At 74.3% G+C, this 25,090-nt stretch carries 22 protein-coding genes, 2 tRNA genes and 2 pseudogenes; 15 read left to right on the top strand and 11 right to left on the bottom strand.

The window, feature by feature from the left end; all coding sequences use genetic code 11:
• Positions 1 to 229 precede the first annotated feature (229 nt).
• The 4 genes from ABEB13_RS20995 to ABEB13_RS20980 all read left to right on the top strand — a co-directional run bounded on the left by ABEB13_RS20995 (position 230) and on the right by ABEB13_RS20980 (position 4,091).
• On the top strand, positions 230 to 1,015 hold the full coding sequence (locus ABEB13_RS20995; protein WP_345709755.1) for an ABC transporter permease: 786 nt from the start codon (positions 230 to 232) through the stop codon (positions 1,013 to 1,015).
• On the top strand, positions 961 to 1,206 hold the full coding sequence (locus ABEB13_RS20990) for an ABC transporter permease (RefSeq protein ID WP_345709754.1): 246 nt from the start codon (positions 961 to 963) through the stop codon (positions 1,204 to 1,206). Before ABEB13_RS20995 ends, ABEB13_RS20990 begins: the two co-directional genes overlap by 55 nt.
• 209 nt (positions 1,207 to 1,415) lie before the next feature.
• Positions 1,416 to 2,645, top strand: a complete 1,230-nt coding sequence (locus ABEB13_RS20985; RefSeq protein WP_345706732.1) for a M64 family metallopeptidase — start codon at positions 1,416 to 1,418, stop codon at positions 2,643 to 2,645.
• A 96-nt stretch (positions 2,646 to 2,741) separates the two neighbouring features.
• On the top strand, positions 2,742 to 4,091 hold the full coding sequence (locus tag ABEB13_RS20980; protein ID WP_345706731.1) for an MFS transporter: 1,350 nt from the start codon (positions 2,742 to 2,744) through the stop codon (positions 4,089 to 4,091).
• A gap of 49 nt (positions 4,092 to 4,140) precedes the next feature.
• On the opposite strand, the gene ABEB13_RS20975 is transcribed toward ABEB13_RS20980, so the two are convergent.
• The 3 genes and pseudogenes from ABEB13_RS20975 to ABEB13_RS20970 all read right to left on the bottom strand — a co-directional run bounded on the left by ABEB13_RS20975 (position 4,141) and on the right by ABEB13_RS20970 (position 5,985).
• Entirely contained in the window at positions 4,141 to 4,536 is a 396-nt protein-coding gene (locus tag ABEB13_RS20975) for a hypothetical protein (protein ID WP_345706730.1), read from the bottom strand.
• Between the two features lie 56 nt (positions 4,537 to 4,592).
• Positions 4,593 to 4,931: pseudogene (locus tag ABEB13_RS40650) on the bottom strand (BRO-N domain-containing protein); the annotation flags it as partial.
• A 221-nt stretch (positions 4,932 to 5,152) separates the two neighbouring features.
• Positions 5,153 to 5,985, bottom strand: a pseudogene (locus ABEB13_RS20970) (maleylpyruvate isomerase family mycothiol-dependent enzyme).
• A gap of 156 nt (positions 5,986 to 6,141) precedes the next feature.
• Between ABEB13_RS20970 and ABEB13_RS20965 the strand changes: the two are divergent.
• The 3 genes from ABEB13_RS20965 (at position 6,142) to ABEB13_RS20955 (ending at position 8,772) form a co-directional block, all read left to right on the top strand.
• Positions 6,142 to 6,939: a carbon-nitrogen family hydrolase gene (locus ABEB13_RS20965; RefSeq protein ID WP_345709753.1), complete on the top strand. Its 798-nt coding sequence runs from the start codon at positions 6,142 to 6,144 to the stop codon at positions 6,937 to 6,939.
• Positions 6,940 to 7,118: 179 nt separating this feature from the next.
• Positions 7,119 to 8,021, top strand: coding sequence for a GntR family transcriptional regulator (locus ABEB13_RS20960; protein WP_345706729.1), 903 nt, complete (start codon positions 7,119 to 7,121; stop codon positions 8,019 to 8,021).
• Between the two features lie 103 nt (positions 8,022 to 8,124).
• The gene (locus ABEB13_RS20955; RefSeq protein ID WP_345706728.1) at positions 8,125 to 8,772 is read left to right on the top strand and encodes a hypothetical protein; all 648 of its coding nucleotides are present in this window, start codon (positions 8,125 to 8,127) and stop codon (positions 8,770 to 8,772) included.
• Between the two features lie 121 nt (positions 8,773 to 8,893).
• Here the strand turns inward: ABEB13_RS20955 and ABEB13_RS20950 are convergent, their stop codons facing one another.
• On the bottom strand, positions 8,894 to 9,679 hold the full coding sequence (locus ABEB13_RS20950) for an SLATT domain-containing protein (RefSeq protein WP_380231281.1): 786 nt from the start codon (positions 9,677 to 9,679) through the stop codon (positions 8,894 to 8,896).
• Positions 9,680 to 10,122: 443 nt separating this feature from the next.
• Between ABEB13_RS20950 and purD the strand changes: the two genes are divergently transcribed.
• From purD to ABEB13_RS20930, 4 genes are all read left to right on the top strand, one after another.
• Complete coding sequence (purD, locus tag ABEB13_RS20945; protein ID WP_345706727.1) at positions 10,123 to 11,364, top strand: phosphoribosylamine--glycine ligase; 1,242 nt, start codon at positions 10,123 to 10,125, stop codon at positions 11,362 to 11,364.
• 500 nt (positions 11,365 to 11,864) lie between these two features.
• Positions 11,865 to 13,355, top strand: coding sequence for a hypothetical protein (locus ABEB13_RS20940; protein ID WP_345706726.1), 1,491 nt, complete (start codon positions 11,865 to 11,867; stop codon positions 13,353 to 13,355).
• 160 nt (positions 13,356 to 13,515) lie between these two features.
• Positions 13,516 to 15,045, top strand: coding sequence for a N,N-dimethylformamidase beta subunit family domain-containing protein (locus ABEB13_RS20935; RefSeq protein ID WP_345706725.1), 1,530 nt, complete (start codon positions 13,516 to 13,518; stop codon positions 15,043 to 15,045).
• Between the two features lie 54 nt (positions 15,046 to 15,099).
• A complete protein-coding gene (locus ABEB13_RS20930) occupies positions 15,100 to 15,999 on the top strand; it encodes a phosphoribosylaminoimidazolesuccinocarboxamide synthase (protein WP_345706724.1) in 900 nt (299 codons plus the stop codon).
• 23 nt (positions 16,000 to 16,022) lie between these two features.
• On the opposite strand, the gene ABEB13_RS20925 is transcribed toward ABEB13_RS20930, so the two are convergent.
• The 7 genes from ABEB13_RS20925 to ABEB13_RS20895 form a co-directional block, all read right to left on the bottom strand.
• On the bottom strand, positions 16,023 to 16,637 hold the full coding sequence (locus ABEB13_RS20925; RefSeq protein ID WP_345706723.1) for a response regulator: 615 nt from the start codon (positions 16,635 to 16,637) through the stop codon (positions 16,023 to 16,025).
• Complete coding sequence (locus ABEB13_RS20920; RefSeq protein ID WP_345706722.1) at positions 16,634 to 17,899, bottom strand: sensor histidine kinase; 1,266 nt, start codon at positions 17,897 to 17,899, stop codon at positions 16,634 to 16,636. The genes ABEB13_RS20925 and ABEB13_RS20920 overlap by 4 nt, the downstream gene beginning before the upstream one ends.
• Before the next feature lie 35 nt (positions 17,900 to 17,934).
• Positions 17,935 to 18,774, bottom strand: a complete 840-nt coding sequence (locus ABEB13_RS20915) for an ABC transporter permease (RefSeq protein ID WP_345706721.1) — start codon at positions 18,772 to 18,774, stop codon at positions 17,935 to 17,937.
• Complete coding sequence (locus ABEB13_RS20910) at positions 18,771 to 19,748, bottom strand: ABC transporter ATP-binding protein (protein WP_345706720.1); 978 nt, start codon at positions 19,746 to 19,748, stop codon at positions 18,771 to 18,773. Before ABEB13_RS20910 ends, ABEB13_RS20915 begins: the two co-directional genes overlap by 4 nt.
• 150 nt (positions 19,749 to 19,898) lie before the next feature.
• Positions 19,899 to 19,974 (bottom strand) — tRNA-Gly (locus ABEB13_RS20905).
• A 41-nt stretch (positions 19,975 to 20,015) separates the two neighbouring features.
• Positions 20,016 to 20,088 (bottom strand) — tRNA-Gly (locus tag ABEB13_RS20900).
• A gap of 138 nt (positions 20,089 to 20,226) precedes the next feature.
• Positions 20,227 to 20,544: a histone-like nucleoid-structuring protein Lsr2 gene (locus tag ABEB13_RS20895; protein ID WP_100889306.1), complete on the bottom strand. Its 318-nt coding sequence runs from the start codon at positions 20,542 to 20,544 to the stop codon at positions 20,227 to 20,229.
• Positions 20,545 to 21,008: 464 nt separating this feature from the next.
• On the opposite strand from ABEB13_RS20895, the gene purS reads away from it, so the two are divergent.
• The 4 genes from purS to ABEB13_RS20875 all read left to right on the top strand — a co-directional run bounded on the left by purS (position 21,009) and on the right by ABEB13_RS20875 (position 25,089).
• Positions 21,009 to 21,263 carry a phosphoribosylformylglycinamidine synthase subunit PurS gene (gene purS, locus ABEB13_RS20890; RefSeq protein WP_100889307.1) on the top strand — a complete coding sequence of 85 codons (255 nt, stop codon included), beginning with the start codon at positions 21,009 to 21,011 and terminating at the stop codon, positions 21,261 to 21,263.
• Positions 21,260 to 21,937: a phosphoribosylformylglycinamidine synthase subunit PurQ gene (gene purQ / locus ABEB13_RS20885; RefSeq protein WP_100889308.1), complete on the top strand. Its 678-nt coding sequence runs from the start codon at positions 21,260 to 21,262 to the stop codon at positions 21,935 to 21,937. Before purS ends, purQ begins: the two co-directional genes overlap by 4 nt.
• Positions 21,937 to 24,192, top strand: a complete 2,256-nt coding sequence (gene purL / locus ABEB13_RS20880; protein WP_345706719.1) for a phosphoribosylformylglycinamidine synthase subunit PurL — start codon at positions 21,937 to 21,939, stop codon at positions 24,190 to 24,192. The genes purQ and purL overlap by 1 nt, the downstream gene beginning before the upstream one ends.
• Before the next feature lie 72 nt (positions 24,193 to 24,264).
• On the top strand, positions 24,265 to 25,089 hold the full coding sequence (locus ABEB13_RS20875) for a maleylpyruvate isomerase family mycothiol-dependent enzyme (RefSeq protein WP_345706718.1): 825 nt from the start codon (positions 24,265 to 24,267) through the stop codon (positions 25,087 to 25,089).
• Position 25,090 lies beyond the last annotated feature (1 nt).

Raw genomic sequence — 25,090 nt, 5'->3', positions numbered from 1 at the left:
ACCTGGTCGGCGAGGCACTGGGCGGGGTCCTGCAGCGGCCCGCCCGGTCGGTCCTCACCCTGCTCGGCACGGTGCTCGGCATCGGGGCCTTCGTGGCCGTCCTCGGCCTGACCGCGACCGCCTCGGGACAGATCGGCCGGCAGTTCGACCTGGCCAGGGCCACCACCGTCACGGTGACCGACAACCCGGTGACGGACGGGGTCCCCCGGGCACCGACCCGCCCTCCGGGCTGCCCGCCGACGCCGACGCCCGGGCCGGGCGGATCGACGGGGTCACCGCCGCCGGGGTCTGGTGGCGGGTCGACCCGGACGGGCTGCGAATCACCGCCACGCCGACCGGCGGGGCCGAGGCCGGGCGCGGTCTGGCGGTGTTCGCGGCGTCCCCGGGCGCGGTCGCCGCGATGCACCCCGTGCTGGCGGCCGGGGTCACCCTGGACGCGTTCGCGGAGCGCTCCCGGCTGCCGGTGGTGCTGCTCGGCGAGGCCGCGGCTAACCGGCTCGGCGTGCACCGGCTGGACGCCCAGCCGGCCGTGTTCATCGACGGGCTGCCCTACACCGTGCTCGGCGTCTACCGGGACGTCGAGCGGCTGCCCGACACGCTGCTCGGGATGATCGTCCCCGACACCACCGCGCTGGACCGCTTCGGCAACCCGGGCACCGGTGAGGACCGGTCCGCGCACCTGCTCGCCGCCACCCGGGCCGGCGCCGCGTCGGTGGTCGCCCGGCAGCTGGCGGTGGCGCTGCGCCCGGACGCCCCGGAGCGGCTGACCGTGACCGCGCCGCCGGACCCGCACAGTCTCCAGGACCACGTCACCTCCGACCTGACCGGGCTCTTCCTCGCCCTGGCCGCGATCTGCCTGGTCGTCGGCGCGGTCGGGATCGCCAACACCACCCTGGTCGCCGTCCTGGAGCGCACCGAGGAGATCGGGCTGCGCCGCTCCTCGGGGCCCGCACCCGCCACATCGCCGCGCAGTTCCTCACCGAGTCGACCGCACTGGGCGCGCTCGGCGGACTGATCGGCACGGCGCTCGGTGTGGCCGTCGTCGTCGCGGTCGCCGCCGCCCGGGACTGGACGGCCGTGCTCCAGCCGTGGGCCACCCTGCCGGCCCCGGCAGCGGGCGCCCTGGTCGGGCTGCTCGCCGGGGTGTACCCGGCCGTCCGGGCGGCCCGGACGGACCCGCTCACCGCGTTGCGGGGCGCCCGGTAGCGGCCCGGTGGTGCCCGGCGGCGGGCCGGGTGCGCGGCGGCCGTCGGCACACCGCAGGGGTCCGGCACAAGGCCGACACGCCGCCCGGCATTGGTCCGGTCCGGCGAATTTCGGCGCCACCGGGTCGGCCCTCCACCGGTCATGGGTACGTCTGTGCGACCCCCACCCGCGCCCCCGCCGGGTGACCGGAGCCCCGAGGACGCACCCGTATGCCTCCTGGCAACCCTGGCCGTTTCGTCCGGAGCCTGGCCGCCTTCGTGCTGCTGTCGGCCGCGATCCTGCCCGCCGCGCTGGAGGTGGCGGCCCCCTCACCGTCCGCGGTGATCGGTCCGCCGGCCGGTCCGCTCGCCGACCGCGCGGCGCCGGCCCCCGACCGGGTCGACCTCCGGGCCCCCGGCGCGGCCCCGAGCGTCGAGATACGCCGGGTCGGCGACCCGGCCAACCGGATCACCCTGGTGCTGCTCGGCGACGGCTACACCGCGGGCCAGCAGGCGTTGTTCCGGGAGCAGGCCGACCGGGCCTGGCGGGCGCTGATGGACATCGAACCGTTCCGGACGTACCAGAACTTCTTCAACATACGGCGGGTCGAGGTGGTCTCCCCGGTCTCCGGGATCGTCGAGGGCGAGGGCGGCCGGCCCACCGACACCCCGCTCGGCATGCACTTCTGGTGCGAGGGCACCGCCCGGCTGCTCTGCGCGGACGAGGCCGCCACCGCCCGGTACGCGGGCGAGGACGAGGGCCCGCAGTACCTGATAGCCCTCGCCAACTCCACCGAGTACGGCGGCGCCGGAGGGACGGGGGTGACCACGCTCTCCGGCGGCAGCCCGGACGCGGGCCGGATCATCCAGCACGAGATCGGCCACACCGTGGGGGACCTCGGCGACGAGTACGACAGCGCGCCGACCGACTCGGACTACCCCAACCTGTCCTCGATGGACGCCGACGACATGCTGCGCAGCCACGCCAAGTGGTGGCGCTGGATCGGCGCCACCTCGCCGGACGGCGGCGGCACGGTCGGCGCCTACCGCAGTGCCAACGGCCTCTACCGCCCCACCGCCGACTCGGTGATGCGCACCCTCGGCGGCTCCTACAACCTGCCCTCGCGGGAGGCGATCATCGAGCAGATCTACCGCCGGGTGCGCCCGGTGGACGCTGCGGTGCCCGCACCCGGCCCGGTGCCGGGGCACCCCCGGCTGCAGGTCAGCCCGCTGCCGCTGGAGGGGCCGCGGCAGCTGAAGGTCGACTGGACGGTCGACGGCCGCCCGGTGGTGTCGACCGCCCCGGACGGCAGCTGGCTGGACACCGCAGGCCTGGCACTGAGCCCCGGCAAGCGGGTCACCGTCACGGCCACCGTCCGGGACACCACGGACTGGGTGCGCGACGAGGCGTTCCGGGACCGCTACATGACCCGGGCGGTGAGCTGGACGGTGACCGGCTGACGGCCCGGGGCGGTGCGGCCCCCGGAGCGGTCGTCGGGCCCACGGCCAACCCCGCCGGATTGATCAGGTCATGGGATGACTAGGCTGGCGGGCATTATGAGCGTGGACCCAGCCGGCCCCACACGTCCTGCACCCACCACCCTCCGTCCGCCCCTCGAAGCCCCCGCAGCCGTCCTCCCACCGGGCGGCGCCGCCGCCTGGACGGCCTGGTCGGTCGGGGTCTCCGTCTACGTCCTCGCGGTCGTCCACCGCACCAGCCTCGGCGTGGCCGGCCTGGACGCCGCCGCCCGCTTCGGCATCGGCGCCTCCGCGCTGTCCACCTTCGCCATCCTCCAGGTGCTGGTCTACGCCGCCATGCAGATCCCGGTCGGGCTCCTGGTGGACCGGCACGGCCCGCGCCGCGTCCTGCTGCTCGGCGTGCTGCTGATGAGCGCCGGCCAGCTGGCCTTCGCCGTCTCCACCGCCTTCGGCCCGGCACTGGCGTCCCGCGCGGTGCTCGGCTGCGGCGACGCGATGACCTTCATCAGCGTGCTGCGCATCGCCGCGCACTGGTTCCCGGCCGCGAAGAACCCGCTGATCGCCCAGCTCACCGGCCTGGTCGGGGTCTGCGGCAACCTGGTCACCACCGTCGTCCTCACCCAGGCGCTGCACCGGGCGGGCTGGACGGCGACGTTCGCCACCACCGCGGCCGCCGGTGCCGCCGTGTTCGCCCTGGTCGCCGTCCTGCTCCGGGAGGGCCCGGGCGCGGTCCGGCCCCGCCCGGCACCGCGGCCGACCGCCCCGGCGCTCCCCGTCCGGGCGCAGATCCGGGCCGCCTGGGCCGAACCCGGCACCCGGCTCGGCATGTGGGTGCACTTCACCACGGCCTTCCCCGCCAGCGCCTTCGGGCTGCTCTGGGGCCTGCCCTACCTGGTCGAGGGCCAGGGCTTCGGCCGGGCCGCCGCCGGCGGCATGCTCACCCTGCTGGTGGTCAGCAACATGGTGTTCGCGCTGCTGTTCGGCCGGATCCTGTCGCGCGACACGCGCAGCCGGATGCCGATCGCGCTGACCGTCATCGGGACCACCGCGCTCTGCTGGGCCGTCGTGCTGGCCTGGCCGCACGGGCACCCGCCGCTCTGGCTGCTCCTGGTGCTCCTCACCGTCATGGGGAGCAACGGGCCGGCCTCCCTGGTCGGTCTCGACTACGCCCGCTCGTACAACCCGACCGAGCGGCTCGGCACCGCCTCCGGCATCGCCAACATGGGCGGCTTCGTCGGGGCCGTGGTCACCCTGTTCGGCATCGGCATCCTCCTCGACACCCTCGCCGGTTCCGACGGGACGCACTCCGCGCAGGCGTACCGCTGGGCCTTCTGCTGGCAGTACCTGCCGCTGGCCTTCGGCACGGCGATGATCCTCCGGCTGCGCCGCAGGGTCGCGGCCGCGGCGGCGCCCGCCCCCGCACGCTGACGCGCAACGGCGCCGCACCCCGGCCGCGGGGTGCGGCGCCGTCCCTCCGTCAGGCCTCGCCGATCTCCCGGAGCAGATCCGCGATGTCCAGCGGCGCGCCCGAGAAGCGGACCCGGCCGAGCTCGCAGGAGACCGTGCCGCCCGGGTGCCGCCGCTGCCCGGACCGCACCAGCAGCCGGATCAGCTCCACCAGCTTGAGCCGCGGGCAGCGCGGCAGGGCCACACTGCCCCGGATGCCCACCTGCTCCACACTCGGGCAGGCGAAGTACGGCCCGAACGGCGGGCCGCTGTCGTCCTGCCGGTCCGGCACCCGGAACGCCATCGCGCCGTGCCGGCAGTGCACCCCGCCGTCCGAGCGGACGAGGATGCCGAGGCCGTCCTCCCGCTTGAGGTCGGCCAGGATCTCCACCTGCTGCCCGACCGCCTCGGCGAGCGTCTCCGCCATCCGCTGCCGGTGGTGCCCGAGATCGAACTCCCCCGCCGGACGGAGGGCAGCAGCTCCCCGGTGACCCACTCCTGGAACGGCTGGGCCGACGCCTTCCGGGAGCGCATGATCAACCGGTACAGGCCGGTCTCGTTGACGACCCCGATGCGCGGATTCCCTCGCCCGTAGGGCTTCCCACCTGTGGAAACGTCATTTGCTTCAGGTGAACTGAATTTGATTCCGTGGTGGTGCACGGTGCGGCTGTTGCCTGCCCCGGCCACCCGGGACGCCTCGGTCACGTTGCCGCGCCCCAGAATCCCGCACACGTCGGCCGTGACGAACCACGGTTCGCCGTCGATGATCACGACCCTGATCGGCTGCCCGGTGACCGGGAAGCTCGATGCCACCAGCACCATGTCGGCCTCGTCGTCCATACCGCCCCTTCTTCACGCCCGGTGATGGGCTGCCCGGAACAACGAGGCCGAACGGGTGATGGAACGGTGGGGTGACGTCGTACGGGAGCACGAGGCGCGTCGACCCGCGCGCGGGCGGCGGCCCGCCTCCGGTCCGCTGTAACGCCGTGGCGGCGTGTCACCGGGCCGGCGTGTCGGCGGCGGCCCGGTGACGGGTCAGGGCATCAGGGGGTGAGGGCGAAGTGGGCGAGGACCCGGGCGGCGAGCTCGGTGTCGCCGTCGACCCGGATGCTGCGGGCGGCGGTCTCCGGGTGGATGCGGCCGCACGCGAGGCGGTGGTAGGTCTCCCAGTCGAGGTGGAACTGGACGTCCGGGGCGAGGCCCACCGAGCCGTCCACCGAGCCGCGGCCGGTCTCGTCCACCCGCACGGTGCGCAGGAACTCGACCGGGCCCGTGACGTCGAAGACCACGGTCGAGCCGGCCGGGGCGCCGGCCAGCTTGGCGACCACCTTGGGCAGCCCCTGCACGAGGTAGTCCCGGGTGACCAGGGCGGCGGGGAGTCCGGGTTGCCGGGCACGTGCAGGGCGCGGCGGAGGTCCTGCTCGTGCACCCAGACGTCGAAGGCCCGGTTGCGGAGCAGCTCGGCGTACGGCATGTCGTGGGAGAGCGGGCCGGCCGGCCAGCGGACGAGGTCCGCGGGCTCCTGCTTGGCGTTGCGCAGGGCGCGCGAGCGCCGGATGACGGTGTACTCCAGCTCGCTGGTGATCTCGACCGGGGTGTGGCAGCGGCGCTTGTCGACCGGGAGCTCCACGTAGCGGGCGAACTCGCTGGTGATGTGGCGCAGGTCGCGGGGGAGCGAGTGGATCGGCCGCGGGTCGCCGAGCAGCTCGGACTCGACGGCGATGATGTGCGAGACGACATCCCGCACCGACCAGCCCGGGCACTCGGTGGGCCGGTTCCAGGAGTCGGTGGGCAGCGGAGCGAGCAGCTCGCATATCGACTCGATGGACTGCGTCCACGCGTCGCTGTACGCCTGCACGGTCTGGTTGTCCGTCACGGGTATCTCCGGCCCTCCGTCAGCTCCTGACATGCGCCGCCCGCCACCGCCGGGACCTGGGGGCGCGAGTGCTACCCGCACGTTACGCTGTCGGGTCACAGCAGGGCAGCGCTTTCAGGTGATGATCGTAGGACTCTTGCCGTGGACGGTGGTACTGTGCGCGCTTCATTGATCCAACTCGCGGTCTCGGACAGCGAGCCTCCGGCCGAGCGGCGGGCCCGCGCGGCGGCGCTCGTCCGGGCGCAGGACGCCGCCGACCTGGTCGTGCTGCCCGAGCTCTGGCCGGTCGGGGGCTTCGCCTACGAGGCGTGGTCCACCGGGGCGGAGCCGTTGGACGGGCCGACCGCGGAGGCGATGTCGGCCGCCGCCCGCGCCGCCGGGGTCTGGCTGCACGCCGGATCGATCGTCGAACGCGACCCCGACGGCCCGATCTACAACACCTCGCTGCTCTTCGCACCGGACGGCGAACTGACCCACACCTACCGCAAGATCCACCGCTTTGGCTTCGACAGCGGCGAGGCGGTCGCCATGGGCGCGGGCCAGGAGATCGTCACCGCGGACACCGCGGTCGGCCGGCTCGGCCTCGCCACCTGCTACGACCTGCGTTTCCCGGAGCTGTTCCGGGCGCTGCTGGACGACGGCGCCGAGCTGCTGGTCGTCCCCGCCGCCTGGCCGGAGCGCCGCCGCGAGCACTGGACGCTGCTGGCCCGCGCCCGCGCGGTGGAGGAGCAGGCGTTCGTGCTGGCCTGCAACACGGCGGGCACCCACAGCGGTGTGCCGCAGGCCGGACACAGCCTGGTGGTCGACCCCTGGGGCCGGGTGCTGGCCGAGGCGGGACCGGACGAGGAAGTGGTCTCGGTGGACTTCGACCCGGCCGAGGTGGGCAAGGCCCGCGCCGACTTCCCGGTGCACCGCGACCGGCTGCTCGGCATCCCGGCGCCCGTCCAGCGCTGACCGTCGGCCCGCCCGCCGGTCCGCCCGTGTCTCGCCACGCCCCGGCCGCTGCTCGCCGCCGGGGCGTCCGGTATGGGTGTCGATGAGGGACTTGTGCGGCCGGGGGGCGATTTGAGAAGATGAGCCGCCATCGCCTTCCGCGGTGGGTCACGGCGACCGCACGAGGAGGGTGGGCCGGCATGCAGAGCACCGGTGGCGACCGCCCCCAGATCCGGCGCAACAGCCTGCGCGAACAGATCGCCGACGCGCTCCGCGAGGAGATGATGGCGGGCCGCTTGGCGGCCGGCCGGAACTTCACCGTCAAGGAGGTCGCCGAGCTCTACGGCGTATCGGCGACCCCGGCCCGCGAGGCGATGGTCGACCTGGCCGCGCAGGGGCTGCTGCGCGCCGAGCACCACCGCGGCTTCACGGTGCCAGCCTTCACCTGGCGGGACTTCCTGGAGATCTTCGAGGCGCGGACGCTGCTGACCGACAGCGCGCTGCGCCAGCTGACGCCCGGCTCCGGCCGCCCGGAGCGGCCGGCCGCCCGCGACTGGTCCCGGCTGCCCTCGCTGCGCCGCCGGGCCGATGCCGCCGCCCGGGCTTCCCGCTCCGGCCAGCTGGACGTGCTGGTCGGGTGCGACCTGCGCTTCTGGCAGGAGGCCGCGGCCATGCTCGGCAATGCCCGGATCGCCGAGTACCTGGGTTGGCTCCGGGTGCAGTCCTGGATGTTCGCCGCACCGTTCCTGCGCGGGGCCAGCGACCTGCGCGGTGTCTGCTGGGACCGGCACGGTGAGCTCGTGGACCGGATCGAGGCCCGCGACGTGGCGGGTGTGCACCAGGTCGTCAACGACTACAACCTGTTCACCGTCGAGCTGTTGGCCCGGCTGGCCGGTGAGGAGCTGGCTGCGGTGCCGGTGCTCGCACTGCTGCGCAGACCGGTGCCGGGCACCCCGGCTGCCGGCGCGACGCCGGTCGCGGGGGTCGTCGCGGCCGACGACCCGGGCCGCGGCCGGGTGCCGCTGCCGCGGTCCGTCCCGCCGGGCCGGTTCGGCCGGCCGGTGCGCCCGGCGGCCCCCGATGCCGGGACAACCGGCCTCTGAGCCCGGACGTCCGCCCTGGTGCGCCCGGTAGGGTGGCCGTCGTTCCCCGTCCAACCGCCGGCCGCCGTGCGGCTGCCGACCACCGGAGAGGATGAGCCGGCCCATGGCCTGCGACCTCTGGCTCGTCCCGCTCGTGGACGTCCTCACCCACAGCCCGGACAACCCGTTCCGGGACGACCTCGCCCGCTACAACGCGGTGCTGGCCGGGCACGGACTGCCCGCGGTGCCGGTGCACGGCTACGTGCCGGGCCTGACCGGGGACGTCGAGCCGATAGCGGCGTTCGACTACGACTCGCTCCACTTCCTGCGCCGGGCCTACCTGTTGGGCATCACCGGCTTCCAGATCACCCCGGTGGACGCGCTCGGAGGGGACTACGAGCAGCTGCTGGAGATGTTCGAGTCCACCGCCGAACTGTCCCACCTCGTCTGGCACTTCGACCATGCCGGTGCCTACGTGCCGGTCGACTTCCAGGCCCCGCTGGTGGACGACGGACTGCTGGCGGCCGGTGGACCGCTCGGTTCGTCCTTCGGTCTGCTGCGCGAACTCCAGGCAGTGTCACCCGTGTTGGGGATCGATCTGCTGGATCCGCCGGCCCCGACCCGGCCCCTGTCGCCGACCGGCCTGGAGCAGCCGTTCGCGCCGCCGCTGGACGACGTCCACCCGTACGCCCGGGAGCGGCACGCCTGGGCCGGGCTGTACGCCGCGGCGACCCGCAGCGTCACCCAGGGATCGATGATCGTCTTCGCCTGAGCCCGGCGGTACCCGAGCCCGGCGGTACCCGAGCCCGGCGGTACCCGAGCCCGGCAACGCCCGAGGGGCGGGCCGTCCGGCCCGCCCCTCGGCTGCTCGCTGCTGTCGTCGTGCGGTGCGCTCAGCGCAGCGGGCCCTCCGGCGGGCGCTGGCGCGGCATGGTGGGCCGGGCGCCCGGCGGGGGCAGCACCCGCACCTGGGCGCCGATGCCGCCCTCGCTGCGGCCGCCCCAGACGCCGGGCGCCTGGGTGGGCAGCTGGGTCATGGTCGCGCGGAACTCCAGCATCCACTCCGAGGTCTCGGTGCGGACCATGTCGGAGACGTCCTCGCAGAACCGCCGCAGCACCCCGAGGCAGCGCTCCGCGGCCTCCCCCGCCGTGCCCTCGGTGGGGCCGAGCACCTCGCGGACGCACTCCGAGGCCCAGTCGAACTGGAACGCCTCCAGCCGGCGCTGGAGGGCCTGGGCGGTGGAGACGTCCCGCATCCAGCCCGAGGTCAGTCCGAAGGCGCGGTCGGTGAGCAGGCAGGAGGCGGACAGGGCCAGGCCGACGTAGCCCCAGCCGGCCGCGTTCTGGACGACCCCGGTCAGCGACAGCAGCGGCGCGCCGACGCCGCCGACCGCCATGACCGCCGCCGAGAACCGCAGCAGCCGGGCCCAGCGGCGCTTCCACACGCGGTCCCTGCGGTACCAGTCGATCGCCTCGACGGCGCGCTCCTCGGACCAGCGGTACAGCTCCTCCAGCCGCTCCGCGGGCTCGCCCCAGTCGCCCAGCGGGAACTGACGGGCACTCAGATCGGCCCGCCGGCGGGTGGGGGTGCGCCCGGTGGAGGCGACGGAGGGCTGGTCCTCCTCGCCGACGTCCTTGCCCCAGGGACTCTCCTCGGGTTGCATTTCCGGCTGGCTCACCTGTGGGGCTCCCTGTGGCGGGGTGACAGTGCGGTCCTGGATGGACGCCTGGCTGACGGCTCGTCTGGCAGATCTGCCGTCGGACGTGGCTCCGTGAGGGGGTGTGAGCCGCCCATGGTGCCGTGCCCCGGCGGGATGCCGGTTTTCGTCCATCGACATTTCTTACCCCCAAATGGCTTACCGTGGGGGCGCTTCCGCAGTGATCGTTATCCGAATTCGGGTCCGGAAGCCGAGGTGGGAGAGTTTCGGCGGGCGGCGAGATTTCACCCGTCCGAGCGAGCGCCGGCGGGGCCGCGCACGTGACCGGGCCCGTGGGGAGGGCGGCGTCGGGTTCCCGGACTGGAGGATCCTCCATATCGGATGGGCCGAAAAGCGGCAGCATTGGGAGGTTCCGCCATGGCCGCGGAGTGGTCCGAACAGGCCACCGACTACCCTTGCCAACCGTGAAGGTCCTCGTAATCGGCGGCGGCGCCCGCGAACACGCCCTGTGCCGCTCCCTGTCCCTCGATCCCGCCGTCACCGCGCTGCACTGCGCCCCCGGCAACGCCGGGATCGCGCAGGTGGCCGCGGTGCACCCGGTCGACCAGCTGGACGGCACCGCCGTCACCGCGCTGGCCCGTGAGCTGGCCGCCGACCTGGTGGTGGTCGGCCCCGAGGCGCCGCTGGTGGCCGGTGTCGCCGACCCGCTGCGCGCGGCCGGCTTCGCGGTCTTCGGCCCGTCCGCCGAGGCCGCCCAGCTCGAGGGCTCCAAGGCCTTCGCCAAGGACGTGATGGCCGGCGCCGGCGTGCCGACCGCCCGGTCGTACGTCTGCACCACCGTGGAGGAGGCCGCCGCGGCGCTCGACGCCTTCGGCGCCCCCTACGTGGTCAAGGACGACGGCCTGGCCGCCGGCAAGGGCGTGGTGGTCACCTCCGACCGCGACGCCGCGCTGGCGCACGCCGCGTCCTGCGACCGCGTGGTCATCGAGGAGTTCCTCGACGGCCCCGAGGTGTCGCTGTTCGCGATCACCGACGGCACCACCGTGCTGCCGCTCGTCCCGGCGCAGGACTTCAAGCGCGCGCTGGACGGCGACGAGGGCCCCAACACCGGCGGCATGGGCGCCTACTCCCCGCTGCCCTGGGCCCCCGAGGGCCTGGTCGGCGAGGTGCTGGAGACCGTCCTGCAGCCGACCGTGGACGAGCTGCGCCGCCGCGGCACGCCCTTCTCCGGGCTGCTCTACGCGGGCCTCGCGCTCACCTCGCGCGGTACCCGCGTGATCGAGTTCAACGCCCGCTTCGGCGACCCGGAGACCCAGGTCGTGCTGGCCCGGCTGCGCACCCCGCTGGCCGGCGTGCTGAAGGCCGCCGCCGACGGCACGCTCGACGGGCTGGAGCCGCTGCGCTGGGACGACGGCGCCGCGGTCACCGTGGTGATCGCCTCGGAGGGCTACCCGGCCGCGCCGCGCACCGGCGACGTGATCGAGGGGCTGGCGGACGTCGCCGACGAGCACACCTGGGTGCTGCACGCGGGCACCCGGGCCGGCGGGGCCGGCGAGGTGCTCAGCGCCGGCGGCCGGGTGCTGTCGGTCACCGCGGCCGGCGCCGACCTGGCCGAGGCCCGTGAGCGGGCCTACCGGGGCATCGCGAAGATCGCGCTGAAGGGCTCGCACCACCGCACCGACATCGCGCTGAAGGCCGCCCGCTAGGGCGCCGGAACACCGCGGCGACGGGGGCGCTGCGCCCGGGGAACACCCCCATGGGCGCAGCGCCCTCACCCGTTTCCGGAGGCCTCCGGAAAACCCCGGGACGGTGTCCCGGGCCGGGATTCCAGCCCTTCGGGTGACTCATCGGGCATCCGGCTGACGCGACACCGGATCCGGTCGTAGGGTGCGCTGGATCGCCGCAGCCCGGGCGGTGCCGTCGCGGCCGCCGTCGGGTGGTGCGACCCTCCAGGGGGATGCTGGGGGCGTCCGGTTCGTGTGCGCTGTCACCAGGAAGGGTGGAAAGCGGCCCGTTCCGGAACACCCATCCGCACGAGGGCGTCAAAACTGTCAGAAGTGCCAAGCAGGATGCACAACCGGGGCCGGCTGCCGCCGCCTCCCGGTCGGATACTGATCATTTCGAGTCGGCTCGGACGCCCCGGCCGTTGATCCCATCGATCTCCGGTCGCGTCGACGTCCGAGCGCTCCGAAGGGGTGCCGCGCCGATGGCCGCTGTCGACGCCGCACGCGCGCATGCTCAGGCCCTGCTGCGGATCCGCGGCTGGGCGCTGGCTGCCGCGGTGCTGCCCGCCGCCCTGACCGTCGTGCTGTTCGCGGGCCGGATCACCGGCCGGATCGGCGCACCCGGCTCGCCGGACGCCGCGGGCTGGGACGCCGTCCGCTGGGCGGTGGCCGCCGTCGCCGTCCTGGTGCTGGCCCTCGGCCTGGCCGTCCGGCGCTCGCACCGCACCGCCGTGCCACCGGAGGTCCCGGCCGTCCCGGTGTCCCGCGCCGAGGCCCCCGAGCTCTACCGGCTGCTCGGCGAGCTGGCCGAGCGCCTGGAGGTGCCGGCCCCGTCCGGGCTCGCGCTGATCCCGGACTGCGACAGCTGGCTGGAGGAGTCGCACGCCCCGCGCCACCGGGGTGCGGCGCATCCCGCGCCGGTGCTGGTGGTCGGTTCGCCGTTCCTGTGGTGGATGCGCGCCGGTGAGCTGCGCGCCCTGCTGGCCCCCGTGGTGGCCGGTACGGCCGCCGCCGCCGACCCGGACATCGCCGCCGCCCGCCGCTTCGTCCGCAGCCTGGACGCGGCCCTCGGCACGCGTCGGCGCGGCCCGGCGGCCCTGGTCGACCGGGTCAACCGCACCCTGCTCGGGGCCTGCCGGGAGCACTCCGCCGAGCTGGAGCGGTCGGCCGCCGCGTGGGCCTCCGAGCAGGCCAGGGCGGTCGACTACGGGCTGCGGATCGCCGCCCAGGAGCAGGTCGGCCTGGCCTACGCCGGGTGGGACCGCCTGCTCACCCGGGTCGCCCTGCCGGCCTGGCGGCTCGGCCGGCACCCGGAGCACCTGAACGCGGGCGTGGTCGCCGCGCTCACCGAGCTGGCCCGCCGAGACCGCCTCGCCGACGGCTACGAGACCCGGTTGGGCGACCGCCCCGCCTGCGACCTGCTGGAGGAGCCCGGCCGGATCGACGCCGAGGTGTCCCTGCTCGCGGCCGGGCTGCTGCACGAGACCCCGTCCGGGGGCTGGCACCGGCTGGAGTGGACGGACTACCCGCTGGACGTCGCGGACCGCGGCTGGCGGGAGAAGGCCGCGGCCCTGGCCGCCGTCCTGGAGGGTCCGCGGTCCGCCGGGGAGCCCCCGCTGGCCCGGCTGCTGGCCCGGCTCGCCGCCGGTGACGCCGAGCCGCTGGCCGCCGCGCTCACCGCCCACCTGGTGCGGACGGCCCGGGCGGTGACCCCGCTGCCGCCCGCCCGCACCGGCCGCGACCTGCTCGCCGAGTACGTCACGGCGATGGTCTGCGCCGCCGCGGTGGACGCGGGCGCTGCCGTCCCCGGGCTCGACTGGCTGGACGGGCCGGTCCTGCTGATGGGCGGGTCGCGCAGGGCGGATCTCACCGCGGTGGTGGCCCAGGCGGTCGAGCTGGGCAAGGAGGCACCGCTGCGCGGCTGGCTGGAGACGGCGGGTGTCCGGCTCGCGCGCCCCGTGCGCAGTTGGTGACGAAACCTACCGAATCGGGCGCTGCGGGTACGAGTTGCTACCTTGGGGTGACGCAGCGCCAGCAACGTGTGGTGTGCTGGACGGCACGCACATCCGCCTGGCAATTGCCACCCGCGGACGGGCGGGCCGAGTCCGACGCCGGCGACCGTGGGAGGGGCGCGTGGGGACGGGAGTCAACCGCCGCTGGGAGTCCGGCACGCTGGCGCACAGCGTGTCCGACCCCTTCGGCCAGGGGCCGCTGCCATGGTTGCGCAGCCCCGACCAGTACGTCGCGGACGGCGGCGTGCCCTGGTACGTCAGCGTGGACGCGCCCGGCCAGCAGCCGCTGACCGCGCCGCCCCCGGCGCCCCCGGTCGGCACGCCCGCCAACTCCGACGACGTCGTCCAGCAGATCAAGGGCTTCGCCTCGGCGGGCGTGCACCGGCCCGGCGGCGCGGTCGACTTCCGGGTCACGGTCAATCCGCCGCGCGAGTTCGGCGTGGACGTCTACCGGATCGGTCACTACGGCGGCGACGGCGCCCGGCAGATGACCTCCAGCCCGCTGATCGGCGGGATCTCCCAGCCGGCGCCGCTGGTGGTCGGCCGGACGGTCTCCTGCCACCACTGGTGGCAGTCCTGGCGGCTCCAGATCCCCTCCCACTGGCGTCCCGGCGCGTACGTGGCCGTGCTCACCACGGCCGACAACCGCCACCGCAGCCACGTGCCGTTCACCGTGCGCGACGCCGCGTCGGCCCGGCCGCCGGAGCTGCTGCTGGTGCTGCCCGACGTCACCTGGCAGGCCTACAACCTCTTCCCGGAGGACGGCCGCACCGGCGCCAGCCTCTACCACGCCTGGGACGACCTGGGCGGCCTGGTCGGCGAGTCGGAGGCGGCCGTCACGGTGTCCTTCGACCGGCCGCACGCCGGTGCCGGCCTTCCGCTGCACGTCGGCCACGCCTACGACTTCGTCCGCTGGGCCGAGCGCTACGGCTACGACCTCGCCTACACCACCGCCACCGACCTGCACGCCGGGCTGGTCGACCCGACCCGGTACCGCGCGATGGTCTTCCCCGGGCACGACGAGTACTGGTCGGAGCCGATGCGGCGGGCCGTCGAGCAGGCCCGGGACGCCGGCACCTCGCTGGTTTTCCTCTCCGCCAACACCCTCTACTGGCGGGTCGAGCTGTCCGCGGGGCCGTCCGGTGAGCCGCACCGGCTGCTCAACTGCCGCAAGCGCCAGCGCGTGCAGCCTGGCGGCCCGGCCGCCGGGCTGCACGGCAGCGCGAGCGCGCTCTGGCGGGACGCGGGCGAGCCCGAGCAGCTGCTGCTCGGCGTCCAGTACGCCGGCAGCGTGCCCGTCGCGGCGCCGATGATCGCCCGCAACACCGGCCACTGGCTCTGGGCGGGGACGGGCCTGCACGAGGGCGACGAGGTGCCCGGGCTGGTCGCCGGCGAGGCCGACCACTACAACCCGCGGGTCCCGCTGCCCCGGCACGCCGAGCGGATCCTGCTCGCCCACTCGCCGTACCGGGACTCCGCCGGGCGCCGGCGCCACCAGCAGACCTCCCTCTACCGGGCACTCAGCGGTGCCTACGTCTTCGCGGCCGGGACGTTCGCCTGGTCGCCCGCGCTCGACCGGCCCGGCCACACCGATGCCCGGATCCAGCGGGCCACCGCCAATCTGCTCGACCACCTCTGCAAGGAGGCCTGACGGCGCTCGTGAAAGACTCGTGCCCACAGCCCCCTTCCTGAGGACGAGACGACGTTGAGCGGATTTGTCACCAAGCCCGAGCCCGTCCAGGTGCCCGGCCTGGTCCACCTGCACACCGGCAAGGTGCGCGACCTCTACCGCGCCGACAACGGCGATCTGGTGATGGTGGCCAGCGACCGCACCTCCGCATTCGACTGGGTGCTGCCCAATGAGATCCCCGACAAGGGCCGGATCCTCACCCAGCTGTCGCTGTGGTGGTTCGAGCGGATCGCCGACCTGGTGCCCAACCACGTCGTCTCCACCGAGCTCCCCGCCGGCGCGCCCGCCGACTGGCAGGGCCGCACGCTGGTCTGCCGCAGCCTGGACATGGTGCCGGTCGAGTGCGTGGCCCGCGGCTACCTGGCCGGCTCCGGGCTGGAGGAGTACCGGGTGAGCCGCACCGTCTGCGGCATCGCCCTGCCGGAGGGCCTGGAGGACGGCTCCGAGCTGCCCGCGCCGGTCTACACCCCGGCCCTCAAGGCCGAGGTCGGCGAGCACGACGAGAACGTGCCCTACGAGGAGACCGCCCGCCGGCTCGGTCCGGAGCTGGCCGCCACCCTGCGGCAGACCACGCTCGCGGTGTACTCCCGGGCCCGGGACATCGCCCGCGACCGGGGGATCATCCTGGCCGACACCAAGTTCGAGTTCGGCCTGCTGGACGGCGAGCTGGTGATCGGCGACGAGGTCCTCACCCCGGACTCCTCGCGCTTCTGGCCGGCCGACCAGTGGCAGCCGGGCCACGCCCAGCCGTCGTTCGACAAGCAGTTCATCCGCGACTGGCTGGCCTCGCCGGCCTCCGGCTGGGACCGCAAGGGCGAGGAGCCGCCGCCGGCGCTCCCCGCCGACATCGTCGAGCGCAGCCGGGCCAAGTACGTCGAGGCCTACGAGCGGCTGACCGGCACCGACTGGGCCTGAGCCGCCTGCGGGAGGGGCCGCCGTCAGATCCAGCCGTGCTCGCGGGCGATCCGGACGGCGGCGTGGCGGTTCTCGGCACCCAGCTTGCCGGCCGCCGAGGAGAGGTAGTTGCGGACGGTGCCGGGGGAGAGCGCGGCCCGCTGGGCGATCTCGGCGACGGACGTCCCATGCGCCGCGAGTTCCAGCACGTCCGTCTCGCGCGGGGTGAGCGGGCTGTCGCCGGCGCTGATCGCGTCGGCGGCCAGCTCCGGGTCGACGTACCGGCCCCCGGCGTGCACGGTGCGGATGATCCCGGCCAGGTCGGCGGCGGAGACCGTCTTCGGCAGGAAGCCCCGTACGCCCACCTCCAGGGCGCGCTTGAGGTAGCCGGGCCGGCCGTGGCCGGTGACGATCATCGTCCGGCAGTCCGGCAGGGCGCGGCGCAGCTCGGCGGCGACCTCCAGCCCGTCCAGGCCCGGCATCTGGAGGTCGAGCACGGCGATGTCCGGCCGGTGGGCGCGGGCCATCGCCAGCGCCTCGGGACCGGAGGCGGCCTCCGCGACGACCTGCAGGTCGTCCTCCAGCCCGAGCAGGGTGGCGAGCGCCCCGCGGATCAGGTGCTCGTCGTCGGCGAGCAGGACGCGGACGGGTGCGGTCACGGGGCGGCCACCTCCAGGGCGGGCGGGTCGAGCGGGAACGAGGCGGTGAGGCGGAACCGGCCGTCGGCGGCCTCGGGCGGCAGCAGGTGCCCGCCGTGCGCGGCGAGCCGCTCCCGCAGGCCGAGCAGCCCGGTGCCGGGGAGCGCGCCGGCCGGCCGGGGGCCCACGCCGTCGTTCTCCACCTCCAGCCGGGCGGTCCCGGCATCGAGGCACAGGCGGATGGTGCACCGCTGCGCCTCGCTGTGCCGCAGCACGTTGGTGGCGGCCTCCCGGACGACCCAGCCGAGGACGGACTGGGCGAGTGGCGGCAGCCCGGCGGCGTCCGGCCCGAGCTCGACGGTGCAGGCGACCCCGGCGGCCCGGAGCACCGACCCCGCGCCGGCCGCCTCGGCGGCCAGGTCGGCCGTCCGGTAGCCGCGCACCACGTCGCGGACCTCGCGCTGCGACTCCTGCGCGATCCGCTGCACCTCCACCATCTGGTCGGCGGCCTCGGCGCGGTCGCGCCGGGCCAGCCGGACGGCGAGTTCGCTCTTGAGCGCGATCGTGGTGAGGTTCCGGCCGAGCACGTCGTGCAGGTCGCGGGAGAAGCGCAGGCGTTCCTCGGCGACGGCCAGCCGGGACTGCGCCTCGCGGGCGGCGTCGAGCTCCCAGACCACCGCGATGATCCAGGCGGTGGACCGCCAGGTGGCGCCGATCACCGTCATGGAGGCGGCCGTCCCGACCAGGAGACCCGCGGCGGTGTCGGCGGGGATCCCGCCGGTCCGGGCGGCGGGGAAGCCGATCAGCAGTGCCAGCGCGCCGAGCGGGGCGGCGGCCCGGACGGGCAGGGCGACGGCCAGCGGGCCGAACCAGAACACCACCAGCCAGGCGGCCGCGGCGAGCGCGCCCGGCACGGGCCCGCCGCCGTCGGGCGCGCAGGCCAGCGTCGTCCAGTAGGTGCCGAGCATCACCGCCGACGAGGCGAGCAGCCAGCCGGTGGGCCGCGGGCGGCGGCCCAGGTAGGAGGCGAGGGAGACCCGGCAGGCGATCACGTACAGGACGCTCGACACCAGGGCGGCGGCGACGGTCGCTATCCGGGCGGTGGGGGACAGCGCCCGACCGGCGGCCCCGCTGAGGGACCCGATCACCAGGAGCGGCTGGAACACCCCGGCCAGGTACGCCGACCAGCGCAGGAACAGTTCGGTGCGCTGCGGCTTGCTCAGCGCCCGCAGGCGCCGCACCCGCCCGGCCGCGTCCACGTCGTCCCCTCTCGACGGAAGCATGAGCCCCGATCCTTTCACCCGTTCCCGGCCGGCCGTCAGCGCCGGGGCTCCCAGCGGAACCAGCGGCGGGCGGCCCACACCGCGGCGGCCAGCCAGAGGGCGCCCAGGGCCAGGTGCGGGAGCGCCTGCGGCCAGGTGCCGAGGAAGCCGGTAGCCGGCTGCGAGCCGTCGGTGCCGAACCAGCCGAGGCGCAGCAGCTGGAACGCCGGGGTGGTGGGCAGCGCCCGGCAGACGGTGGCCATGCCGTGCGACATGGTCTCCAGCGGGATGAGCAGGCCGGAGCCGAGCTGGGCGACGATCAGCAGCGGCATGGTGGTGAGGCCGGCGGTCTCCACCGACTTGGTGAAGGCGCTGGTGGCCGCCGCGAGGGTGCTCAGCAGGCCGATGCCCAGGGCCAGGCCGGCGAGCATCAGCAGCGGGTTGACCGGTGCGGGCAGGCCGAGCCGGACGGCGCCGGCGACGGCGATCAGCGCGCACTCCAGCACGCCGAGCACGACGGCGGGCAGCGCCGTCCCGACGAGGATCTCCAGGTCGGTGGCCTCGCCGGTGCGCAGCCGCTTGAGCACCAGCTCGCCGCGCCGGGCGACGTACGCGGCGGTGAGGTTGTAGTAGACGACGAACATCAGAACGAGGCCGACCACGCCGTTGACCAGGGCGGCGTGCAGGTCGAGGTCGGGCTTCCCCTCGGCCTGCTGGCCGAGGATCCCCTTGAGGCTCACCATCAGCACCACCGGCATGGCGAGGGCCATGAAGAGCGCGGTGCGGTTGCGCAGCAGCAGCACGGCCTCCGTCCGGCCGAGGGCGAGCAGGCGGCCCGCGGTGGTGGTGCGGGTGGCGGTGGTGGCGACGGGCGCGGGCAGGGCGGTGGCGGTCATCGGGTGCTGCCGATCGTCTCGGGAGTGGCGGCCGCGGCCTCGGCGGCGATGGCGAGGAAGGCCTCCTCCAGGGAGGCGCTGCGGGCGTCGAGCGCGTCGAGCCGGACGTCGTGGCGGGCGGCCCAGCCGAGCAGCTCGGTCAGGGTGTCCTGAAGGGCATCGGTACGGACGGTGATCCGGCGGCCGTCCGCGGTGACCTCGGCGGCGGGCAGCGGCGGCAGTGCGAGCGTCCGGTACGGGCCGCTCCGCTCGGGCAGTTCGAAGGTGATCCTGGCCGGGCGGTGGGCGATGACCTCGGCGACGGTGCCGGTGGCGACGATCCGGCCGGCGTGCATGATGGCGAGCCGGTCGGCGAGCTCCTCGGCCTCCTCCAGGTAGTGCGTGGTCAGCACCACGGTGGTGCCCTCGTCCCGCAGGGCGCACACCAGGCGCCAGACGGCGGCGCGGGCCTCGGGGTCGAGACCGGTGCTGGGCTCGTCGAGGAAGAGCACCTCCGGGCGGCCGAGCAGGGCGATCGCCAGATCGAGGCGGCGGCGTTCACCGCCGGAGAGCTGCTTGACGCGGACGGCGCGCCGCCCGCGCAGCCCGACCAGGTCGAGCGCCTCGTCGACGGAGCGGGCGCCGCTGGTGAGGCCCGCCCAGCCGCGGCCGGTCTCGGCGACGGTGAGGTCGCCGGGGAAGCCGCCCTCCTGCAGCATGATCCCGATCCGGGGCCGGACGGCGGCCCGGTCGCGGTAGGGGTCGTGGCCGAGCACCCGGACGCTGCCCCCGGTCGGGACGGCCAGGCCCTCGATCAGTTCCATGGTGGAGGTCTTGCCGGCCCCGTTGGTGCCGAGCAGGGCGAAGACCTCGCCCCGGCGGACGGCGAGGTCGAGCCCGCGGACGGCGTCGAAGCCGGTGTCGCCGGCCGGTCCGTAGCGGCGGTGGAGCCCGGCGGCCTCGACGACGGGCTCCGGGTGGCTGGTGGCGGTCATGGATTCATCGTTCCGGCGGGCGGCGGCCGCGGGCAGTGCGCGCCGTCATCGGACACCGGTGCGGATGCACGGGTCGGCGGTGACGAATGTCATGGCTGCGACCCCGGGAACGACGAAGGGCCCCCTCGTGAGAGGGGGCCCTTCGACCTGTGGAGCGGACGACGAGATTCGAACTCGCGACCCTCACCTTGGCAAGGTGATGCTCTACCAACTGAGCCACGTCCGCATGCTTCTTGAGTTGTACTGCCGTGTTGCTGGAACACTGCGAGCGGACGACGAGATTCGAACTCGCGACCCTCACCTTGGCAAGGTGATGCTCTACCAACTGAGCCACGTCCGCATGGTGCCTGGGCACCTGCCGCCTCTCCCGGTTCCGTTTCCGGCTCCGGTTGCGGCGACGAGAAATACTCTACCCCATCGATCGGAGTGGTCGCCCCACCCTTTCCCCGGAGGGGTACCGGGGCGGGGCGGAGGTGCCTCAGTTGGCCTCGGCGAACTGCTCGTAGACGTGCTTGGGGATGCGGCCGCGGGCGGGCAGCTCCATGCCGTGCGACTGCGCCCAGGCCCGTACGGCGGCCGGGTCGGGGGTGAGGGCGGTGCGGCGGAAGGACTTGCCGGTGCGGCTCTGCCGGCGGCCGGCCGCGACGAACGGGGCGAGCGCCTCGCGGAGCTTCTCCGCGTTCTCCACGGACAGGTCGATCTCGTACGACTTCCCGTCGACTCCGAAGTGGACGGTTTCCGCGGCGGCGCCGCCGTCCAGGTCGTCGGAGAGCGTGACGACTACACGCTGAGCCATGGGTGTCAATCCTCTCGGGCAATTCGGCCGCCGGGTGCTGGATGCCCGGTGGCCCGTCCGCCGGTGGCGCGAGGTTGCGCGACGGCAGGCGGACATGCCGTGCCGAAAGGCAGCGGTCGCTGCCACCGGTCGCCCTATTCTGCACCCAAAGCCGCCGGAAATCGAAGGGCCTGGCATTCCTTTTTTCCGGAAATTCACGAGACTTCACCAGGTGTGGATAGCGCCCGATGCGATGTGGTCGATCTGTCCGGTGTGCCGGTATTCGGACGTTCTCGTCGCGGGCCCCGGCGGCGGATTGATTGGGCCGGAAAGACCGCCCCGGAGGGCTTCGCGGATGCCGGAGGCCTTGCGGCGTAAGGGGCGTTTGTCTACGCGCGTCGCGGTCGGCGGCCCGCCGAGGGCTCCGAAATCCCGGGTAGTCTGAAGGTCCCCCCGCCTTCACGCAATCACCACCGGGAGTGCCAGTGGCACGCGTCGTAGTCGACGTCATGCTCAAGCCGGAGATCCTCGACCCCCAGGGACAGGCGGTGCAGCGTGCACTGCCCCGTCTGGGCTTCGCCGGGATCGCCGACGTCCGTCAGGGCAAGCGTTTCGAGCTGGAGCTGGAGGGGCCGGTCGACGACGCCGCGCTGGCCCGCATCCGCGAGGCCGCCGAGACGTTCCTCGCCAACACCGTGATCGAGGACTTCGTCGTCCGGGTCGAGGAGGAGGCGAAGTGACCACCCGCGTCGGCGTCGTCACTTTCCCCGGTTCCCTCGACGACCGCGACGCCCAGCGCGCGGTCCGTCTCGCCGGCGCCGAGCCGGTCGCCCTCTGGCACCGCGACAAGGACCTCCACCAGGTCGACGCCGTCGTGCTGCCGGGCGGATTCTCGTACGGCGACTATCTGCGCTGCGGAGCCATCTCCCGCTTCTCGCCGGTCATGGACACCATCATCGAGCAGGCCCGGCTGGGAATGCCCGTCCTCGGTATCTGCAACGGCTTCCAGGTGCTCTGCGAATCGCACCTGCTGCCCGGTGCGCTCACCCGCAACGACTCGCTGCACTTCATCTGCCGCGACCAGAAGCTGCGCATCGAGAACGCCGCTACTGCCTGGACCCGGGATTACACGGTGGGTCAGGAAATCGTCGTCCCGCTGAAGAACGGCGAAGGCCGCTTCGTCGCCGACGCGCACGTCCTGGACGCACTCGAGGCGGAGGGCCGCGTGGTCGCCCGCTACCTGGATGTGAACCCCAACGGTTCGTACCGCGACATCGCCGGCATCACCAACGCCGCCGGCAACGTCGTCGGCCTGATGCCGCACCCGGAGCACGCCGTGGAGCCGCTCACCGGTCCGACCACCGAGGGCCTGGGCTTCTTCACTTCCGTCCTGAAGCAGCTGGTGAACGCCTGATGAGCCTCGACACCGTCAAGAACGCCGAGCAGACCCCGGAAGCCGGTCAGCCCTGGGCCGAACTCGGCCTCAAGCAGGACGAGTACGCCCGGATCCGCGAGATCCTCGGCCGCCGTCCGACCGGCGCCGAGCTCGCGATGTACTCCGTCATGTGGTCCGAGCACTGCTCGTACAAGAGCTCCAAGGTCCACCTGAAGCAGTTCGGCGAGAAGGCCCCGCAGAACGACGCCATGCTCGTCGGCATCGGCGAGAACGCCGGCGTCGTCGACGTCGGCCAGGGCTACGCCGTCACCTTCAAGGTGGAGTCGCACAACCACCCGTCGTACATCGAGCCCTACCAGGGCGCGGCCACCGGCATCGGCGGCATCGTCCGCGACATCCTGGCGATGGGCGCCCGCCCGGTCGCCGTGATGGACCCGCTGCGCTTCGGTGCGGCCGACCACCCGGACACCCGGCGCGTGCTGCCCGGGATCGTCGCGGGCATCGGCGGCTACGGCAACTGCCTGGGCCTGCCGAACATCGGCGGCGAGGTCGTCTTCGACCCCTGCTACCAGGGCAACCCGCTGGTCAACGCGCTCTGCGTCGGCGTCATGAAGCACGAGGACATCCACCTCGCCAAGGCCTCCGGCCCCGGCAACAAGGTCATCCTCTACGGCGCCCGCACCGGTGGCGACGGCATCGGCGGCGTCTCCGTGCTCGCGTCGGAGACCTTCGACGCGACCGGCCCCGCCAAGCGCCCCGCCGTCCAGGTCGGCGACCCCTTCCAGGAGAAGCTGCTCATCGAGTGCACCCTGGAGATCTTCAAGGAGGACCTGGTCGCGGGCATCCAGGACCTCGGCGGCGCCGGCCTGTCCTGCGCCACCTCGGAGCTGGCCTCGGCCGGCACCGGCGGCATGCGGATCGAGCTCGACACCGTGCCGCTGCGCGACAACACGCTCTCGCCCGAGGAGATCCTCATGAGCGAGTCGCAGGAGCGCATGTGCGCGATCGTCGAGCCGGGCAAGGTCGACCGCTTCCTGGAGATCTGCGAGAAGTGGGACGTCATCGCCACCGTCATCGGTGAGGTGACCGACGGCGAGCGCCTGGAGATCTTCTGGCACGGTGAGCTGGTCGTCGACGTGCCGCCGCGCACCGTCGCCCACGAGGGCCCGACGTACAACCGTCCGTACGCCCGGCCGAGCTGGCAGGACGCGCTGCAGGCCGACGCCCCCACCGCCGAGCGGCTCGCCCGCCCGGCCACCGGTGCCGAGCTCAAGGAGACGGTGCTCAAGGTCGCCGGCTCGCCGAACCAGGCCTCCAAGGCGTGGATCACGGACCAGTACGACCGCTACGTGCTCGGCAACACCGTGCTCTCGGTGCCCGAGGACTCCGGCATGATCCGGATCGACGAGGAGACCAACCTCGGCGTCTCGGTCGCCACCGACGGCAACGGCCGCTACGCCAAGCTGGACCCGTACACCGGTGCCCAGCTGGCGCTGGCCGAGGCGTACCGCAATGTCGCGGCCGGCGGTGCCAAGCCGCTCGCCGTCTCCGACTGCCTCAACTTCGGCTCCCCCGAGGATCCGGACGTGATGTGGCAGTTCGCCGAGGCCACCCGCGGTCTTGCCGACGCCTGCCTGGTGCTCGGCACCCCGGTCACTGGCGGCAACGTCTCGCTCTACAACCAGACCGGCGACGTCGCCATCCACCCGACCCCGGTGGTCGCGGTGCTCGGCGTCATCGACGACGTCACCCGCCGCACCCCGATCGGCTTCGGCGAGCAGGGCCAGCTGCTGTACCTGCTCGGCGACACCGAGGACGAACTCGGCGGCTCCGCCTGGGCCCAGGTGGCCCACGGTCACCTCGGCGGCCTGCCGCCCAAGGTCGACCTGGAGCGCGAGCGGCTGCTCGGCGAGATCCTGATCGCCGCCTCCCGCGACGGCATGATCGACGCCGCGCACGACCTCTCCGACGGCGGTCTCGCCCAGGCCCTGGTGGAGAGCTGCCTCAAGGGCGGCAACGGCGCCCGCCTGGTCGTGCCGGAGGGCCAGGACGCCTTCGTGTTCCTGTTCTCCGAGTCGGCCGGCCGCGCGGTCGTTGCCGTGCCGCGCAGCGAGGAGGTCCGCTTCAACGACATGTGCGGTGCGCGCGGCCTCCCGGTCGCCCGGATCGGTGTCGTGGACGGCGACGAGCTCGACGTCCAGGGCCACTTCACCGTCTCGCTGGCGGAGCTGAGGGACGCCCACACCGGCGTCATCGAGGCGTTGCTCGCCTGATCCGCACGGATCTCCGTCCGAGGGGCGGCCGGTGCCTCGGCGCCGGCCGCCCCTCGGCGTACGCTGCCGGGTATGCCGCCCAAGAGCCGTTCCCGCGCCCGCACCTACGACCCGGCCAAGGTCCGCGCCGCGCTGGCCGAGCAGACCGCGGCGCTCCGGGAGGCGGTGGGCGGCCTCACCGCCGAGCAGCTCGCCCGGCCGACCCGGCTGGGCGACTGGACGGTGCGGGAGCTGGTCGCGCACCTTGCCCTGCAGGTCGGCTGGACGCCCCGGCACTTCGCCGAACCCCTCATCGGCAAGCCCGAGCTGAGCCTGAACGCCTGGGTCGCGGGGGTCGGCGGGCTCGCCCCGCTGCTGGATGCGGGCACCCGGCAGCACGCCGCGCTCGCCTTCGACGGGGCCCCCGCACAGGTGGCCACCGCCTTCGCGGCGGAGGCCGATGCCCTGCTCGCCCTGCTGGCGGCGCCGGAGGCCGCCGAGCCCGGGCGGCGGTTCGAGATCCGGCTCGGCTCGATGGCCTTCACCGACTTCCTGGTGACCCGGCTGGTGGAGACGGTGGTGCACGCCGACGACCTGGCGGCCGCGCTCGGCACGGCGGACTTCCCCCACGACCGGCAGGCGGTGGCGGCGGTGACCCGGCTCCTGGCGGACGCCTTCGCCGACCGGTTCCCGGGCGGTGCCGTCGAACTGCGGGTCCCGCCGTACGCGGTGGTGCAGGCGGTCGAGGGGCCGCGGCACACCCGGGGCACCCCGCCGAACGTGGTCGAGACCGACCCGCGAACGTGGATCTCGCTGGCCACCGGCCGGACGCCGTGGGCCGAGGCGGTGGAGGCCGCCGTGGTGGCCGCGAGCGGGGAGCGCAGCGATCTGGGCGCGCTGCTGCCGCTGCTGGGCTGAT

It is taken from the genome of Kitasatospora paranensis (genome assembly GCF_039544005.1).
Taxonomy (GTDB): domain Bacteria; phylum Actinomycetota; class Actinomycetes; order Streptomycetales; family Streptomycetaceae; genus Kitasatospora; species Kitasatospora paranensis.
The sequence above is the reverse complement of the archived record's forward strand: the minus strand, read 5'-3'. Positions and strand labels throughout refer to the sequence as shown.